General features: G+C 57.9%; 14 protein-coding genes. 5 read left to right on the top strand and 9 right to left on the bottom strand.

The window, feature by feature from the left end; all coding sequences use genetic code 11:
• Positions 1–289 precede the first annotated feature (289 nt).
• The 5 genes from FHX11_RS28235 to FHX11_RS28215 all read left to right on the top strand — a co-directional run bounded on the left by FHX11_RS28235 (position 290) and on the right by FHX11_RS28215 (position 3,950).
• Positions 290–484: a hypothetical protein gene (locus FHX11_RS28235; protein WP_184364192.1), complete on the top strand. Its 195-nt coding sequence runs from the start codon at positions 290–292 to the stop codon at positions 482–484.
• A gap of 247 nt (positions 485–731) precedes the next feature.
• The gene (locus FHX11_RS28230; protein ID WP_184364263.1) at positions 732–1,703 is read left to right on the top strand and encodes a cation diffusion facilitator family transporter; all 972 of its coding nucleotides are present in this window, start codon (positions 732–734) and stop codon (positions 1,701–1,703) included.
• Positions 1,704–1,965: 262 nt separating this feature from the next.
• On the top strand, positions 1,966–2,532 hold the full coding sequence (locus FHX11_RS28225; protein ID WP_184364190.1) for an HdeD family acid-resistance protein: 567 nt from the start codon (positions 1,966–1,968) through the stop codon (positions 2,530–2,532).
• Between the two features lie 79 nt (positions 2,533–2,611).
• Entirely contained in the window at positions 2,612–3,238 is a 627-nt protein-coding gene (grpE, locus tag FHX11_RS28220) for a nucleotide exchange factor GrpE (protein WP_184364188.1), read from the top strand.
• Between the two features lie 79 nt (positions 3,239–3,317).
• Complete coding sequence (locus tag FHX11_RS28215) at positions 3,318–3,950, top strand: DUF1345 domain-containing protein (RefSeq protein ID WP_184364186.1); 633 nt, start codon at positions 3,318–3,320, stop codon at positions 3,948–3,950.
• Positions 3,951–4,530: 580 nt separating this feature from the next.
• Here FHX11_RS28215 and FHX11_RS28210 read toward each other — a convergent pair.
• The 9 genes from FHX11_RS28210 to FHX11_RS28170 all read right to left on the bottom strand — a co-directional run bounded on the left by FHX11_RS28210 (position 4,531) and on the right by FHX11_RS28170 (position 14,656).
• On the bottom strand, positions 4,531–4,683 hold the full coding sequence (locus FHX11_RS28210) for a hypothetical protein (RefSeq protein WP_184364184.1): 153 nt from the start codon (positions 4,681–4,683) through the stop codon (positions 4,531–4,533).
• Between the two features lie 79 nt (positions 4,684–4,762).
• Positions 4,763–5,062, bottom strand: coding sequence for a metalloregulator ArsR/SmtB family transcription factor (locus FHX11_RS28205; protein WP_184364182.1), 300 nt, complete (start codon positions 5,060–5,062; stop codon positions 4,763–4,765).
• Between the two features lie 37 nt (positions 5,063–5,099).
• Complete coding sequence (locus tag FHX11_RS28200; RefSeq protein WP_246781180.1) at positions 5,100–7,412, bottom strand: EAL domain-containing protein; 2,313 nt, start codon at positions 7,410–7,412, stop codon at positions 5,100–5,102.
• A 164-nt stretch (positions 7,413–7,576) separates the two neighbouring features.
• Positions 7,577–9,298, bottom strand: a complete 1,722-nt coding sequence (locus FHX11_RS28195; RefSeq protein WP_184364180.1) for a PAS domain-containing methyl-accepting chemotaxis protein — start codon at positions 9,296–9,298, stop codon at positions 7,577–7,579.
• Positions 9,299–9,674: 376 nt separating this feature from the next.
• The gene (locus FHX11_RS28190; RefSeq protein ID WP_184364178.1) at positions 9,675–10,700 is read right to left on the bottom strand and encodes a PAS domain-containing protein; all 1,026 of its coding nucleotides are present in this window, start codon (positions 10,698–10,700) and stop codon (positions 9,675–9,677) included.
• A gap of 404 nt (positions 10,701–11,104) precedes the next feature.
• Complete coding sequence (locus tag FHX11_RS28185) at positions 11,105–11,482, bottom strand: hypothetical protein (RefSeq protein WP_184364176.1); 378 nt, start codon at positions 11,480–11,482, stop codon at positions 11,105–11,107.
• A gap of 258 nt (positions 11,483–11,740) precedes the next feature.
• Positions 11,741–11,872, bottom strand: a complete 132-nt coding sequence (cydX, locus tag FHX11_RS28180; RefSeq protein ID WP_184364174.1) for a cytochrome bd-I oxidase subunit CydX — start codon at positions 11,870–11,872, stop codon at positions 11,741–11,743.
• 20 nt (positions 11,873–11,892) lie between these two features.
• Positions 11,893–13,047 carry a cytochrome d ubiquinol oxidase subunit II gene (gene cydB / locus FHX11_RS28175; protein ID WP_184364172.1) on the bottom strand — a complete coding sequence of 385 codons (1,155 nt, stop codon included), beginning with the start codon at positions 13,045–13,047 and terminating at the stop codon, positions 11,893–11,895.
• 25 nt (positions 13,048–13,072) lie between these two features.
• On the bottom strand, positions 13,073–14,656 hold the full coding sequence (locus tag FHX11_RS28170) for a cytochrome ubiquinol oxidase subunit I (RefSeq protein WP_184364170.1): 1,584 nt from the start codon (positions 14,654–14,656) through the stop codon (positions 13,073–13,075).
• Positions 14,657–14,727: the final 71 nt, after the last annotated feature.

Below are 14,727 nucleotides of genomic sequence, written 5' to 3'. Positions count from 1 at the left end.
ACGGGTCCGCTTCCAGATCTGGCACGCCAATCAAGCGGGAATTGGCCCCTGCAAACAGGCGCTCCCGATGCGGACATTTTGTCCAAAGCACCCCTGACAGAATGTCATGAATCAAATGCGTGAAATCGACATGCAGTTGATTACATTAATATTTTATAACTGGCATAGCTGTTGCTTCAATATTCTGGCGGCGATCAGGCCGGCCGAAGCTGGGCTTCGCCAACAGTGAGAGCCGCGCCGGCGGCACGTTCAAGTGAAGGTTGGAATTGGGCTAGAGCGGAGATGTCCCATGCAAGAATATGATCTTTACATAAGCGAGAAAAAGCCTGCTATCGGTCTCTACGTGAGGGCTGGAGCAAATCTTCCAGACTTTGCGGACTCGAAGGAATGGATCTTTGACGGCATTGCCGCAGCGGATCTCCTGCCACCGAGCGTCATAGAGGGCGTGGCAACTGCCGGATATGCATTCCGCGACATGGATTAACGCCGTTCGGATGGTTGACAGGGCAGGACATGCGACATGCCCGTCTCGCCCCGAGGCCGTTTTCTATCCATTGGCTATAGGGCCGATCGCCGGATTCCTCGATCCGTCGACGCGCTGAATAAAAAGACTTCGAACGGGGCCGGCGACACCTGAGTTCGTGTCGGGTTTCGTTCCGAATGGAAGGAATGCCACTTTTTGCTTTGTCTTATAGGAGACAACCGTGTCCGCAGCGATTTCCGATCCGCGCATGCAGGGGCGGCATTCCGCCCGAACAGCTGTTTACGCCGCATTGGTGGGCAACATCGCGGTCGCAATGACGAAGCTCATCGCAGCCGCCATCACCGGTAGCGCCGCAATGTTCAGCGAGGCTGTTCACTCGGTTGTCGATTGCGGCAACGAGGGGCTTCTTCTCTACGGTTATCGGCGAGCCGTCCGAAGGCCTGACCTCGTCCATCCTCTCGGCTTTGGTCGCGAATTATATTTCTGGAGTTTCATTGTCGCCTTGCTGTTGTTTGCGCTTGGCGCCGGCGTTTCGATGTATCAGGGCATCCGGCATGCGCTGGCACCGCAGCCTATCGAGCATGCGCAAATCAGCTACATCGTGCTGGCACTTTCCTTCATGTTCGAGAGCGCGTCCTGGATTGTCGGCTGGCGGGCTTTCGCAAAGGCGCGTGGCAGCCTGGGTTTCTGGAAAGCATTTCGCCAAAGCAAGGACCCGCCCGCATTCATGGTATTGTTCGAAGACAGCGCGGCCCTGATCGGCATTGCAATCGCCACGATCGGGATCGCCGGAGCCGAAATACTGCAAATGCCGGTGCTGGACGGCGTCGCGTCGATCCTGATCGGCATTGTTTTGGGAATAACGGCGATCCTCCTGGCGATCGAGAGCAAAAGCCTGCTGATAGGAGAACGGGCGACCCCTGCCCTTGTGGCGGCCATTTGCAACATCGCCCAGAAGCAGCATGGTGTGGTGCATGCAAACAGCGCGCTGACCGCACAGCTCGCTCCCGATCAGGCGATGGTTGCGCTCAGCATAGAATTCGACCCCACCCTGTTTACGGAGCAGATCGAAGAGTGCGTGGCGACGATCGAGGAGAAGGTTCGCGCAGCCCATCCCGAAGTTGTTGCCTTGTTTGTCAAACCACAAACACTCCAGCAGTTCGAAAATGCGCGCAGAAGGCGGTTCGGTGATTATCTGTTTTCTGCGACGCCATCATAAAGGTGCGCAGCCTCGGTCTCCATCGCCACCGAGACTGTAGTTTCCCGCTTCACTTGCTTGACCGACATATTGTCCGAGTAGCCCCGGACAATATGTCCGCTTCATTTTTGAACACCCTTGCAAGCCACTGTTTTTTAACATTATTCCAACTGGCACGTTCATTGCGTGCGGTGGATGGATGAATTTCGAATGGCGAAATCGCCGTCGCCGACCCAAAGCGGGATTTGAAATCCTTGAGGCCGCTGGGCAAAGGAGATTGCAAATGACATCGATCACCGAGGTTGCCGCCGAGCGAGACGCATTTGCCAACGCACGCGGGAAGTGGGGATGGTTCCTTCTCCTCGGCGTGGCCTTCATTGCCCTTGGCGCTATCGCCGCGGGTAACCTGTTCTATGCGACGATCGCCGCCGTATTCTACGTCGGCGTCCTGATGACCGCGGCTGGAGCATTGCAAATCCTGCACGCGTTCCGCCTCCGGACATGGGGCGGCTTTTTTCTCTGGCTCCTCAGTGGCCTACTCTATGCGATAGCCGGCGCAGCCGCCTTCACTAATCCTGCGCTCGCCTCCGCGATCCTCACGCTGCTGCTTGCGCTGTTGACCTTGGCGTCCGGCATGTTTCGACTGCTCATTGGCTTTCGGGCGAAGCCGACCAAAGGCTGGGGCTGGATCATCGCCTCCGGCGTGGTGACAGCCGTGGCGGGACTTATTCTTATCGTCGGATGGCCGGTCAACAGCATCTGGCTCCTTGGATTGCTTCTGGCGATCGACCTGATGTTCCAGGGCATGACGCTGATCGGCTTTGCCTGCCAGCTCGGAACGATACCATGAGGTTCATCCCTGACCCTTGCGGCCGAGAAGCAGACCTTCGCTCCCGGCCTTCAATGACATATCGCGACAGGACATTGAGATGAACAACGAGAAACAACCTCACGGAAAACCGGCGAAGCCCGGCAAGGAGCCGCATTTGTCGACTGAATCAGCCGACGGAGGCCATAACCAGGAGGCTGGCGCAGCCGACGATCGTCCGTCCAACACGGACATCACCGAAAAACTGACAAGCCTCGAGGCAGAAAACAAAAGTCTTCAAGATCGGCTGCTGCGTGCTCTGGCGGAGACGGAAAATGTGCGACGACGGGCCGAACGCGACGTGTCCGACGCGCGGCAATATGCCGTTACTCAATTCGCCCGTGACATGACGAGGGTGGCCGACAACCTGGGACGTGCGGTCGGCAGCGTTCCGGAGGAGCTGCGCCGGGACGGCGGGCCTGTAAAAACGCTGATAGAAGGTGTCGAACTCACCGAGAAGGAGCTGTTGCGCTCCCTGGAAAAACACGGCGTCACCAAGCTCAATCCCGCTGGCGAGGCATTTGATCCGAATTTTCACGAGGCAATGTTCGAGACGGAGGATCCGAGCCTTCCTCACGGCACAGTGACGATGGTGGCCGAGCCCGGCTACGCCATAGGGGCTCGCCCGCTGCGGCCCGCAAAGGTCGCGGTTTCCCGCGGCGGCCCGCCGCGCGAACCTAGAAGCTGACTGTCTGCCGACCCCTGATATACCGCCCGTGTGACGGATACGCGGCGGACGCTATTCGACTTGATCGGACCTTGCCACCATGACCATCGGTAACAGAATCGCTCCCATCCGCTTCCTGGTCTTCGCCGCCGTGTTCCTGCTGGCGGGGGCTATCGCGGCGATATTGCACGCTGACTGGACCATCGCACTTCTCAGCGGTTTCGATATTGCAACATGCGTCTTTATCGTGAGCACCTTTCCGCTCCTCGACGACAGTCCCGAAGAGATCCGCGAGGCCGCCAAGCGCAACGATGCGAACCGCGCAGGCCTGCTGGCGATTACGGTCCTGCTTTGTCTCATCGTTTTGATCGCAATAGCGGCTCTGATCGCCAGACCCACAACCCCGCAATGGACAGAGGTCAGCTTGATCGTCCTGACGCTCATACTGTCATGGCTTTTCGCCAATACGGTGTTTGCGATGCACTACACTCATTTGTTTTATTCGCCTGACCAAGGAAGAGACCTTGGCGGTCTGGAGGTGCCCAACACGTCAGAGCCGAGCTACTGGGACATGTTCTATTTCAGCTTCACGCTGGGCATGACGTTTCAGACGTCAGATGTCACCATAACAGGGTCGCACATGCGCAAGGTTGTCTTGTTCCACTGCATGGCGGCATTCATTTTCAACATGGGCGTTCTGGCCTTTACGATCAATGCGCTGGGCAGTTTATAGGCGCCGCTGTTCAGCGGTGCGCAAAGGTCTCATCGAACGGTCGGCGACACGGATGGGGGCAGACCCGTCTCCGGTCTTTCGCGAGTTGAACAATCATCCCATCCGCATACTAGATCGTATCCAAATACGTGACGATATAAATGGCACGATTGACCCGTGAGCAAAACCAAGCCCTGACGCGCGAGAAGCTGCTGGCATCAGCCTAAGAGGTTGCCGCCCGCGACGGCGATGATGGGGTCACGTTCGTGCTGGTCAATCACAGGCCTAAGCTTCGCTTTTCGGCGGTACGATCACGAGCTGCGCCCTTCGATAGAAAGCCTCGAGTTCGCGCTCAAAGCTCTCGATCTCCAGAATAGCCCAGAGTTCATAATGATCGTAAGGTGCCGAGCCACGGCTTCGGCGCGCGGCATTTCGAAACTGACCAATATCCAATCCATAAGCTCCACTTGGTCATGTCCAACAGGAAATCCGGCTCCGTCATTTCGCTCCCGCCGCTCAGACGGTGGCAGTGCGGCTATGATCGGCCAAATCTCAAAGCAGTCGCAGAATGGAACGGTCGTCTACAGCGTGAGCGTGTCCGTCAGTTATCGAGATATCCGTTGTAGCGAAGCCAATTGACGGTAATTTTTTCAAGCAAGGACGAGACCGATCGCTCATCGCGTTTTGCCGCCTTTTCAAGAGCCGTCTTGATCTCCGGCGACAACCGAAAAGAAATGGGCATTGTTTTCTTCATATGTATTTTCTGTCTGCTCGTTGGTCTGCCGCCGACGCGGCTGCGCTCGATTCAAAGGGGGCACCGCCGGGCGGCTGCGTTAATCCGGAAGTTCGTTGCTGATTTCCTTCAATGTCTGCAGGAGAGCAAATACGACGGACGACCGACTGGAATAGTAGATCGTCTGGGCATCTCTTCGGCTGTGGACGAGACCTTTCCTGCGCAGCTTTGCCAAGTGCTGTGAAACTGCCGATTGGCTCGCGTCTACATGGGTGGCGATGGTTTTAACCGAAACCTCCTCCTGGACGAGAAGCATGAGGATCTTCAGCCGTACCGGGTTCGCCACCACGGACAACAATTCTGCACAAAGCTCGACCTTTATTTGCTTCAACCTATTCAAATCCTGTCGCTCCTCGTTTCACCTGCGCTTTCTGGTTTCAGGCGACGACATACTCAGCGATTGCCTTGTTCAGCTCCGCCACGGCCATGGCGTCCCGAGCGCTCGGCTCCGGTCGTCCGTAGAAGAACCCCTGCACCTCGCTACACCCTTCTTCGAGCACACGATTGAGATGGGCCTCCGTTTCGACGCCTTCGGCTACCGTGGTCACGCCCAGGCGCTTGCCAAGATCGGCAATGGCTCGCACAACGGCAGCCGATTCCGGCCGCTCGACGGCATCCTTGACGAAAGATCCGTCGATCTTGATCTTGTCGAAGGGGAATGCGCGGAGATGGGTGAGCGACGAATAACCGGTGCCGAAGTCGTCCAGCGCCACACGCACGCCTATGTCGCGCAGACGGCGCAAATCTCCGACACCACCATGTTCGTCATCGAGCATAGCTGTTTCCGTAACTTCGATTTCCAATCGGCCCGGCGCAAGACCTGACCGCGTCAAAGCCTCCAGAACGGCAGGTACGATCGTCCCTTTGCCGAGTTGCGCGGCCGAGATGTTGACGGCCACGCGCGCGCCATCCTCCCATCCGGCCGCATCGAGACAGGCCGTGTTCAGCACGAATTCGCCCAGTTGGTCGATCAGACCGCTTTGCTCCGCGATCGGGACGAACTCGCCGGGCGAGACCCAGCCGCGCTGCGGGTGATACCAGCGGATCAGCGCTTCGCGGGTCGTGACCCTCTTCGTGAGGGCATCGATGATCGGCTGGTAGAAAACGAACAGTCCGTTGCGCGTTTGGAGCGATGCCCGCAGCTTGGCCTGCAGGCGCACGCGCTCCTGGATCTTGCTTTCCATCTCGTCGGAAAAGACCCTGTAGGTGCCCTTGCCTGCGGCCTTGGCCGCATAAAGAGCGATATCGGCGCGTGCCAGCAGGGCCTCGCCAGTATTTCCATGCATCGGGGCGAACGCGATGCCGATCGACGCACCGATTTGAACCTGCCTGTTATGTTCAAGGACATAGGGCAACGACAGGGCATCAATGATCCGACCGGCGAGCTGTTCCAGCGCCGGTGTATGATCATGCGGGATCAGCACCGCGAATTCATCGCCACCAAGCCGGCCGATCGTCATGGCCGGATCGTTGCCAACGGTTCGCAATCGGCCCGCGACCTGTCGCAGCAACTCGTCACCGACGCGATGCCCCCTTGTGTCATTCACCAGCTTGAAGCCATCGAGATCGATGAACAAAAGGCCGGGGCCATCTCCCGGAGCGGCAAGGCTCGCCTCCATTTGCTCGTTGAAAGTGATGCGGTTGGCGAGGCCCGTCAGCGTGTCGTAATGGGCAAGCTGGCGAATGCGCTTCTCCGCCTCCACTTCCTTGGTGACGATCGCCCAGGTGAGCATGGGTCCGAGATAGGTGCCGTCACCGGCCATGATGGCAGACACTTTCAGATCCAGCACTTCCGAGCCGAGACTGATGCGGGCGTTGTGCGGCAGGTTGGCAGGATTGGCCAGCAACCTGCGCTGATGTTCCGGATGGCGATGGAAAACATCGATGGAAGTGCCGAGCAGCGCGTCTGCCTTGATCGGCAGCAGATGTTCGATCTGGCCGATCAGGTGCTTGGAGGTTTCGTTGGCATAGTTGATGTTCAATGTGTCCGGTTCGACGGTCATCACGGCAACGGGCATGTCGTCGATCATGCGCAGCAGGCGGCTTTGCGCCTCTTCTCTCCGTTGCGCTTCCGTCTGCGCATTCACCATGCGTGCGAAGTCACGATAGTTGACGTTGAGGATCACCAACATTCCGATGGAGACCAGGGCGATATTGGCTGCGGTGGCGATGAAGGTTGGCTGGCCGGTTGCGGCGAAGAAGGCGATGAATGCGCCGTTGACGATGATAGCCACGATCAGGGCCGCCGAACGCAGATGCATCAGGCTGAAGATGCAGGAAATCACCGTAATGGCCATATAGAAGGCCAGATGTGACCGGGTATAGGCGTCGCCATAAGGAAAGAGCAGGAAGGACCAGCTGGTGAAGGCGATCGCAATGCCGAAAGCCAGATAATTGATCTGCCTGAGCGCGCGTAAAGCCCTCTCCGGTGGTTGGTCGACGCGACGCGACCTCTGCCAATGCAGCACGCGTGCGACGCAAATCAAGGTGAACAGGATCGGCATCCCTATCGTCAGCCAGAGCGGTGCAACGGCAATGTGCGTGAACGCCACCGCCCAGGTGCTCGACATCAGGATGAAATACATCAACGGCATTTGCCGGGAGAACGCGCGATACTGCGCCTTCAGCAGTTCGGGATTGTCCGCCGGAACCATCATGAATTGCCGCATTCTCTCTGCAAGTTGCTTCATTGGCGAGGGTTTCCTGACTTCCTCATGACGCGATGGTCTCAATGTTATGCCGTGAGGTCATGCGCCGCGCGCAATTGCCGAACCGGCTGAACGCAAAGCTGCGCCACGACGACGTCGACAGCTGAGCGCGGCTCCTTGAAAAATTGAAACGTCGCACGAACACGCTACGCCGCTACCCGCCGCTGCTGGGAACCCGTATGTGTCTTGGGCGACACGTCCTTCGTTTGGTCGCCATCCCCCTCGCCGATGCGAAACTGGCCGATAAGCTTGAAGAGCGCTTCGGTCTCGCGAGCCAGGCTATGGCTGGCTGCGGTCGATTCTTCGACCATTGCGGCGTTCTGCTGTGTGCCCTGATCGATGATGTTAACCGCGCTATTGATTTCTTTGAGGCCGGTCGCCTGTTCGCGAGCGGCTTCAACGATGGCCGCCACGTTGATGTTGATGTCCTGCACCTGCCGCACGATCTCTTGCAGAGCGTCTCCCGTTTGTGCAACGAGGGACACTCCGGCCTCCACCTGCTGGCTGGAGGCATTGATGAGCGCCTTGATCTCCTTGGCCGCCTTTGCCGAACGCTGGGCGAGTTCACGCACCTCCTGCGCCACGACCGCAAAGCCCTTGCCGGCGTCTCCAGCGCGAGCGGCTTCGACACCTGCATTGAGGGCAAGGAGATTGGTCTGAAAGGCGATGTCGTCGATGACACCAATGATGTTGGATATCTCGTTGGATGAGCCTTCGATCGCGCTCATTGCCGTGATCGCGTCGCGAACGATCTTGCCGGATTTCTCCGCGCCCTGTTTGGTATCGGCCACAAGCCGGCCGGCTTCATCGGCCCGGCGGCTCGAATCGGCGACCATGGTCGTAATTTCTTCCAGGGATGCGGCGGTCTCCTCGACGGACGAAGCCTGCTGCTCGGTCCGCTTGGAAAGATCGTCGGCCGCCGAACGGATCTGGTTGGAACCGGCCGCGATGGCTTGCGCATTCTCTCCCACCGCGTGCATCGCGCTGCGGAGCTTCTGGGATGCCCTGTTGAAATCGGTGCGCAGCTGTTCCAGAGAGGGGATGAAGGGCTTGGACAGATGCAGCGTCAGATCGCCATCCGAAAGACTGTTCAGCGCGTCGCCAAGCATCTCGACATTTTCGACGCGACCAGTGACATCGGTTGCAAACTTCACAACCTTGAAGACTTTGCCATTCATATCGAAAATCGGATTATAGGATGCCTGGATGTAGACGCGGCGGCCATCTTTGCCGATCCGCGCGAATTCGTCCGCGATAAATTCGCCGCTCCGCAGACGGTCCCAGAACTGCTTATATTGCGGACTTTGGACATAGGCGGGATCGCAGAACATCGCATGACGACGCCCCTCGACTTCCGAAAGTTGGTAGCCAAGCGCGGAAAGAAAGTTCTCGTTGGCTGTGATGATGTCACCCGCCGTGGTGAACTCGATCACCGCCTGCGCCCGCGACAACGCTTCCAGTTTGCCCGCGTCCTCCGCGCTTTTCAGCTTCTGTGCGGTAATGTCGGTGGCGAATTTGACGACCTTATAGGGTTTGCCGCGGCGAAAAACGGGATTGTAGGAGGCTTCGATCCAGACTTCTCTGCCACCCTTGCCGATACGCTTATACTGTTTCTGATCGAACTCGCCGCGTGCCAGCTTCGCCCAGAACGCCCGGTAGTCGGCGGATTCTGCCTCGATGGGGTCAACAAAGATGCGATGATGTTGACCAATGATTTCCCGAGGTGCGTAGCCGAGCGCCTTACAGAAATTTTCGTTCGCTGCCAAAACCGTGCCATCGAGACCGAACTCGATGATGGCCTGTGATTTCTGCACGGCAGCAAGAATTGCCGCCGCATCGGACATGAGAGGGAAGGGTAATGACTTCATGACTTTTCCTCGAAAAATTGCATATATCATTGACATTACAAAGACATACACGCCGACAGGTAGCCGGAGGAGCGCGCTAAGGCTACGCTAGCCGCCCGCGTTCCGAGTTGTAATTCCACTCAGTCACAGAGATAAGCGTTACGACCCTACGCCATGTCATAGTATTTATTCGAACATATCGAATATGGCGTCCTACTTTTTCAAACAAATACGATAACCTTATCTACCACACCCCATGATCATGACGGATAAGTATTGACGATTGCCAAATAAAATTAACTATTTCTTGAGCGTACTTATCGTGAAATTGCGCAGTTTCTGATCAAATCGGAGCCAGGCCGGGGGCGGTTTCGACGTTTTGATCAGTTTTACGGCTTCAGGCCTCGCCCGCCGTCGGCTGTCTTATTTCCAGACTTAGCGCGATCTTTTCGGAAGACGTGGTCACAACGATGCCGTGGCTATTCAGCGCCGCCAGAATTGCCGAAACCGTTGCTTCTTTCATGTGTTCGTCCGTTGTTTCGTACCGTCTTATCGTTGCTGGAGAAACACCGGCTTCCGAAGCGAGCTTGTCCGCGGACCAACCCAACATCGCGCGAGCGGCACGCAACTGTTGCGGCTTGAGGATGGCCTTACCGTCGCGCAGTGAATCCAGAGCTGGTTCGCGCCACATTTCCTGTAGGCAGCCGATCCATTCTATTGGGGCGCCATTTTTCTCCCGGACGGGCGTGCATCGTGCGAGGACGACCCTATACATGTCGTCCAGATAGCGAAGACGAAAGCGTCCCTCAAAAGCTGATCCCTCAGTCAGGCAGCTCGACCATGCCATGACTATCCGCTGCCGATCATCCGGATGGATAAGGTCTGCCCAGCCGCCATTTTGACAATCGTCCTGATTTTGACCGGTAATTTCTTCCCACCCTCTGAGATCGATGAGGGCGCCAGCGACGTTCAACGCCCAGAATATCGTACGCGTCGTGTCCAGAAACGTATCAAGCCTTGCACGCTCCCGATAGAGAGCCGCCCTTACCCCTCGCTCGTTTGCCAAGTCCTGGATCAGGCCAACCAAACGCCCCGTCGTTTTGGATTGCTCCGCCGAAATGCGAACCCATCGGTAAGGACGCCTGGGCTCAATCAATCGGACCTCTCGCGAGACCGACACGTCCATCGATACGATCGAGGAGATCGAGCGGAAATCCTCGTAATCCTCGGGATGCAATATGGACATCCATCGCTGGAAGGTTACAGGTTGCCCACGCGAAAAGCCAGTAATGCGGAAGAAACCATCTGTACCACGGATCTCCCCCATCCCCTTGTCAGCATTCCAGAAGCCGATATCGATGAAACGTTCGGTGACATCGACATAGTGGCGGGATGATACGAAATTTGGTTGTGTATGCGGCATCTTCTGGTTCTGGCAAGAATGACAACCAGTTGAGCAAACGAAAAAATCTATTCTTCGAAGCGGTTCGTATCCTCGCTCTGGTCATATGAAAATCTTTTCAATGAGCTAGCATATGCGCTTGAATGAAACCATCAGGCATTCACCTGAGACGCATCGGGTTGGCTACGGGAAGAGCTGCGGAGCTGTTACATTGCCGCGATGTGGCATGGCTGGGTAACGGCAGGACAGGCGGCGACATTCGCGCCCTTGTCGTTTTGGCCGGTTGGAAGATATGTGCGCCGGCAGGTTCGCAACATCCGTTCGGGCGTATCCGGACAATGAGGCACTCCGCAAAGGAGACGACTACGCCAACGGCGGCAACGCCCGGATAAATCGAGAAGATCAACCCCACGGCCGAAAGATCTTCAGTGCTGCTCGTCGACCGCCTTGAGATACGCATCCATGATCTGGCCGCTGATATGCCTGGCTGTCTCATCCTTCGTAACGGTCGAGGCACGCGTGAGTAAAATCCTCAACTCCGTCCCGACCCGCGAAAGCGGGATCTCTTTCCGCCTAAGCTCAATCTCAGCCGTCAGGTCATCATTGGCGCGACGGGCTTCCGCGGACGACAGGGCGCTCCAGGTCCTGAATGTCTCCACCCATTGCTCTTCCAGACGCTCGTCCAATACATCTCTATATTGCCGCCCACGCTCAAGATAGGATGCGGTGGCCGCCAATTGTGCTTTTGCAAATGCGTAGTTTACCGCAGCTTCAAAAATATCTCTCTGATGATTACTGGACATGCATCGGCCTTAGTATTTCGGTGGAGGCGAAAACCAAGTGATGAGCAAACATGCGCTCCGACACAATGATCAAAATTGGTACAACCGTTAAATTGCGATGGATAGCCTCCTGTGGGGGGATAAAAGGGGGATGCTGCGATGCCAGGCTCGATGACGGTGAGCCGTTCTGACGCGCAGGCTCCGGCCATAGGGCATTCATCATACCCGATGGCCGGCCGCCGAACCGATCCCGGTTCCTTCCGATGATTCCTGACCGTATCAGGGCGTGGGCAGCGATACGCTTCCGCCATCCGGCTCCTCGCGCAGAACGCGCAGCTCGTACCAAAGTGCGTTGAGAATACCGACCGAGGCCGCCAGACCCAATCCCAGAACCCAAGCGAAATACCACATATTCTCTCTCCTATTCTTGCTCAATATGCCGAATGACCGGCCTGTTCGACGCTCTTCTCGCTCACCTTGCCCCACAGGACACGGTAGACCCAGGCGGTGTAGACAAGGATGATCGGCATGAAGATGGCCGTCGCCAGAAGCATGTTGCGCAATGTCGCGCGGCTGGACGATGCATCGAAGACGGTCAACGAGTGGCCGGGATTGGTGCTCGACGGCAGGATGACCGGGAACATCGCGAGACCGACCGTCGCGATGATCATCGCCACCGAGAGCTTCGATGCGATGAAGGTCAGGCCTTCGCGGCGCGTGCGGAAGCCCAATGCCACGAAGAAGGGACCGATGATGCCGATGGCGGGTACGAGCCAGAGGACGGGGTGGGCCGCGAAATTGGCAAGCCAGGCGCCACCATCATGCTCGACGCTTTTCAGAAGCGGGTTTGACGGACCGTCCCATTTGATGGCCGAGGTGACGCGATAGCCGCCGAGCAGGCCGAGCCAGACCAGCGCGCCGCCGCCGGCAAACAGCAGGCCGGCGACGATCCCCGCCTTGGACCCGATCGCCTTCGCACGCTCCGCGACGGTCCCTTCGGCCTTGAAGGCGAGCCAGGCCGCGCCATGCATGACGAGCATCGACAGGGAAACCATACCACAATAGAGCGCGAGCGGATTGAGCAACCCGAGAAGCGTGCCTTCGTAGATCGGACGCAAGTCCGAGGTCAGATGGAAGGGTACGCCCTGCAGCGCGTTGCCGACGGCAACGCCGAAGATCAGCGAGGGAACGGCACCCCCGACGAACAGCGCCCAGTCCCAGCGGGTACGCCAGGCTTTCTCCGGCCGCTTCGAGCGATATTTGAAGGCGACGGGCCGCAGGATGAGGGCCAGCAGCACCAGGAACATCGCAAGATAGAAGCCCGAAAAGCTCAGCGCATAGAGCGCGGGCCATGCCGCGAAAATAGCGCCGCCGCCCAGGATGAACCAGACCTGGTTGCCTTCCCAGACCGGCCCTACCGTGTTGATGGCGACGCGGCGCTCCAGATCCGTCCTTGCGACGAAGGGCAACAGCGCCCCCACGCCCATGTCGAAGCCGTCCATGACGGCAAATCCGATGAGCAACACGCCGAGCAGGATCCACCAGGTGACGCGCAGCGTTTCATAGCTGAGGAGAAATTCGATCATTGACTTGGTCCTTTCGGAGAGGAGGCTATTCGCCCGGCTGCATCGACGGCTTCGCTTCCCTGAGCGGAACCGAAGGCTTGCCCGTGATCATGTCGGCGATATCAGGCCCCTTGCGGATAGCGGCCAGCATCAGCCGGACTTCGATAACGGCAAGCACGCCATAGACGAGGGTGAAGCCCGCGATACTGAGGATGAGGTTGTAGATGCCGAGTTCCGAGGTCGCCAGGAAGGTCGGCAGCACGCCATCGATGATCCAGGGCTGGCGGCCGAATTCGGCAACGAACCATCCGAGCTCGATCGCGATCCACGGCAAGGGCATCGCAAGCACCGCCAGGCTGAACAGCCAGCGCGGGGCGCCCTGTTCCCGCATCGTGTACCAGAGCGAGGTCACGAAGAGGACGAGGAGCGCAAAGCCGCAGGCGACCATGATGCGGAAGGAAAAGAAGAGCCAGGGAACCTGCGGCACCGACGACCACGCAGCATCCTTGATCTGCTGATCGTTCGCCGTACGCGGATCTTCGACATATTGTTTCAGAAGCAGGGCATAGCCGAGATCCTGGGACTTCGCCTCAAACGTCGCACGCGCCGTTGCATCACCCGGATTCACCTTCAGCGTCTCCAGCGCATCATAGGCGCCCAGGCCATTGCGCACGCGCTCTTCCGCCTTCGCCACCAGCTGGTCGATGCCGGGAATTTCCTTGTCTATCGACCGGGTGCCGATGAGGCCCATGATCCAGGGGATATGGACGGCATAATGGGTCTCACGATCGGCAAGACTTGGAATACCGAACGCGGTGAAGGATGCCGGTGCGGGCTCGGTTTCCCACATGGCTTCGATGGCGGCGAGCTTCATCTTCTGGTTATCGGTCAAGGCGTAGCCGCTTTCGTCGCCCAGCACGATCACCGAAAGCGACGAGGCGACGCCGAAGGCCGCGGCAATCACGAAGGAGCGCTTTGCAAGCGCGACATGCCGATTGCGAAGCATGTACCAGGCGGAAACGCCAAGAACGAAAACCGCGCCGCAGACATAACCGGCCGAAACGGTGTGGACGAACTTCGCCTGCGCGACGGGATTGAACAGGACCGCCATGAAATCGGTCACTTCCATGCGCATCGTGTCGGGATTGAAGGCCGAGCCCACCGGGTTCTGCATCCAGCCATTGGCGATCAGAATCCAGAGCGCGGAGAAGTTCGTTCCCAGCGCCATCAGCCAGGTGACGGTCATATGGGCGCGTGATGACAGGCGATCCCAGCCGAAGAAGAACAGGCCCACAAAGGTCGCCTCGAGAAAGAAGGCCATCAGGCCTTCGATCGCCAGCGGGGCGCCGAAGACGTCGCCGACATAATGGGAATAATAGGCCCAGTTCATGCCGAACTGGAACTCCATGGTAATGCCCGTCGCAACGCCGAGCGCAAAGTTGATGCCGAAGAGCACGCCCCAGAATTTCGTCATGTCGCGCCAGATGGTTCGCCGCGTCATGACATAGACGGTCTCCATCATCGCGATCATGATCGATAGGCCGAGCGTCAGCGGCACGAAGAGGAAGTGGTAGAGCGCCGTCAGCGCGAACTGAAGCCGGGACAGGTCGACAAGGAGTGGGTCGAACATGGATTGATCCTTTCTTGGTCGACCTCTGTTAGCGCGAGCGATGCGTCCGTGAGTTGATCCAGATCAACCTC

Source organism: Rhizobium sp. BK602 (genome assembly GCF_014195095.1).
Taxonomy (GTDB): Bacteria; Pseudomonadota; Alphaproteobacteria; order Rhizobiales; family Rhizobiaceae; genus Rhizobium.
The sequence above is the reverse complement of the archived record's forward strand: the minus strand, read 5'-3'. Positions and strand labels throughout refer to the sequence as shown.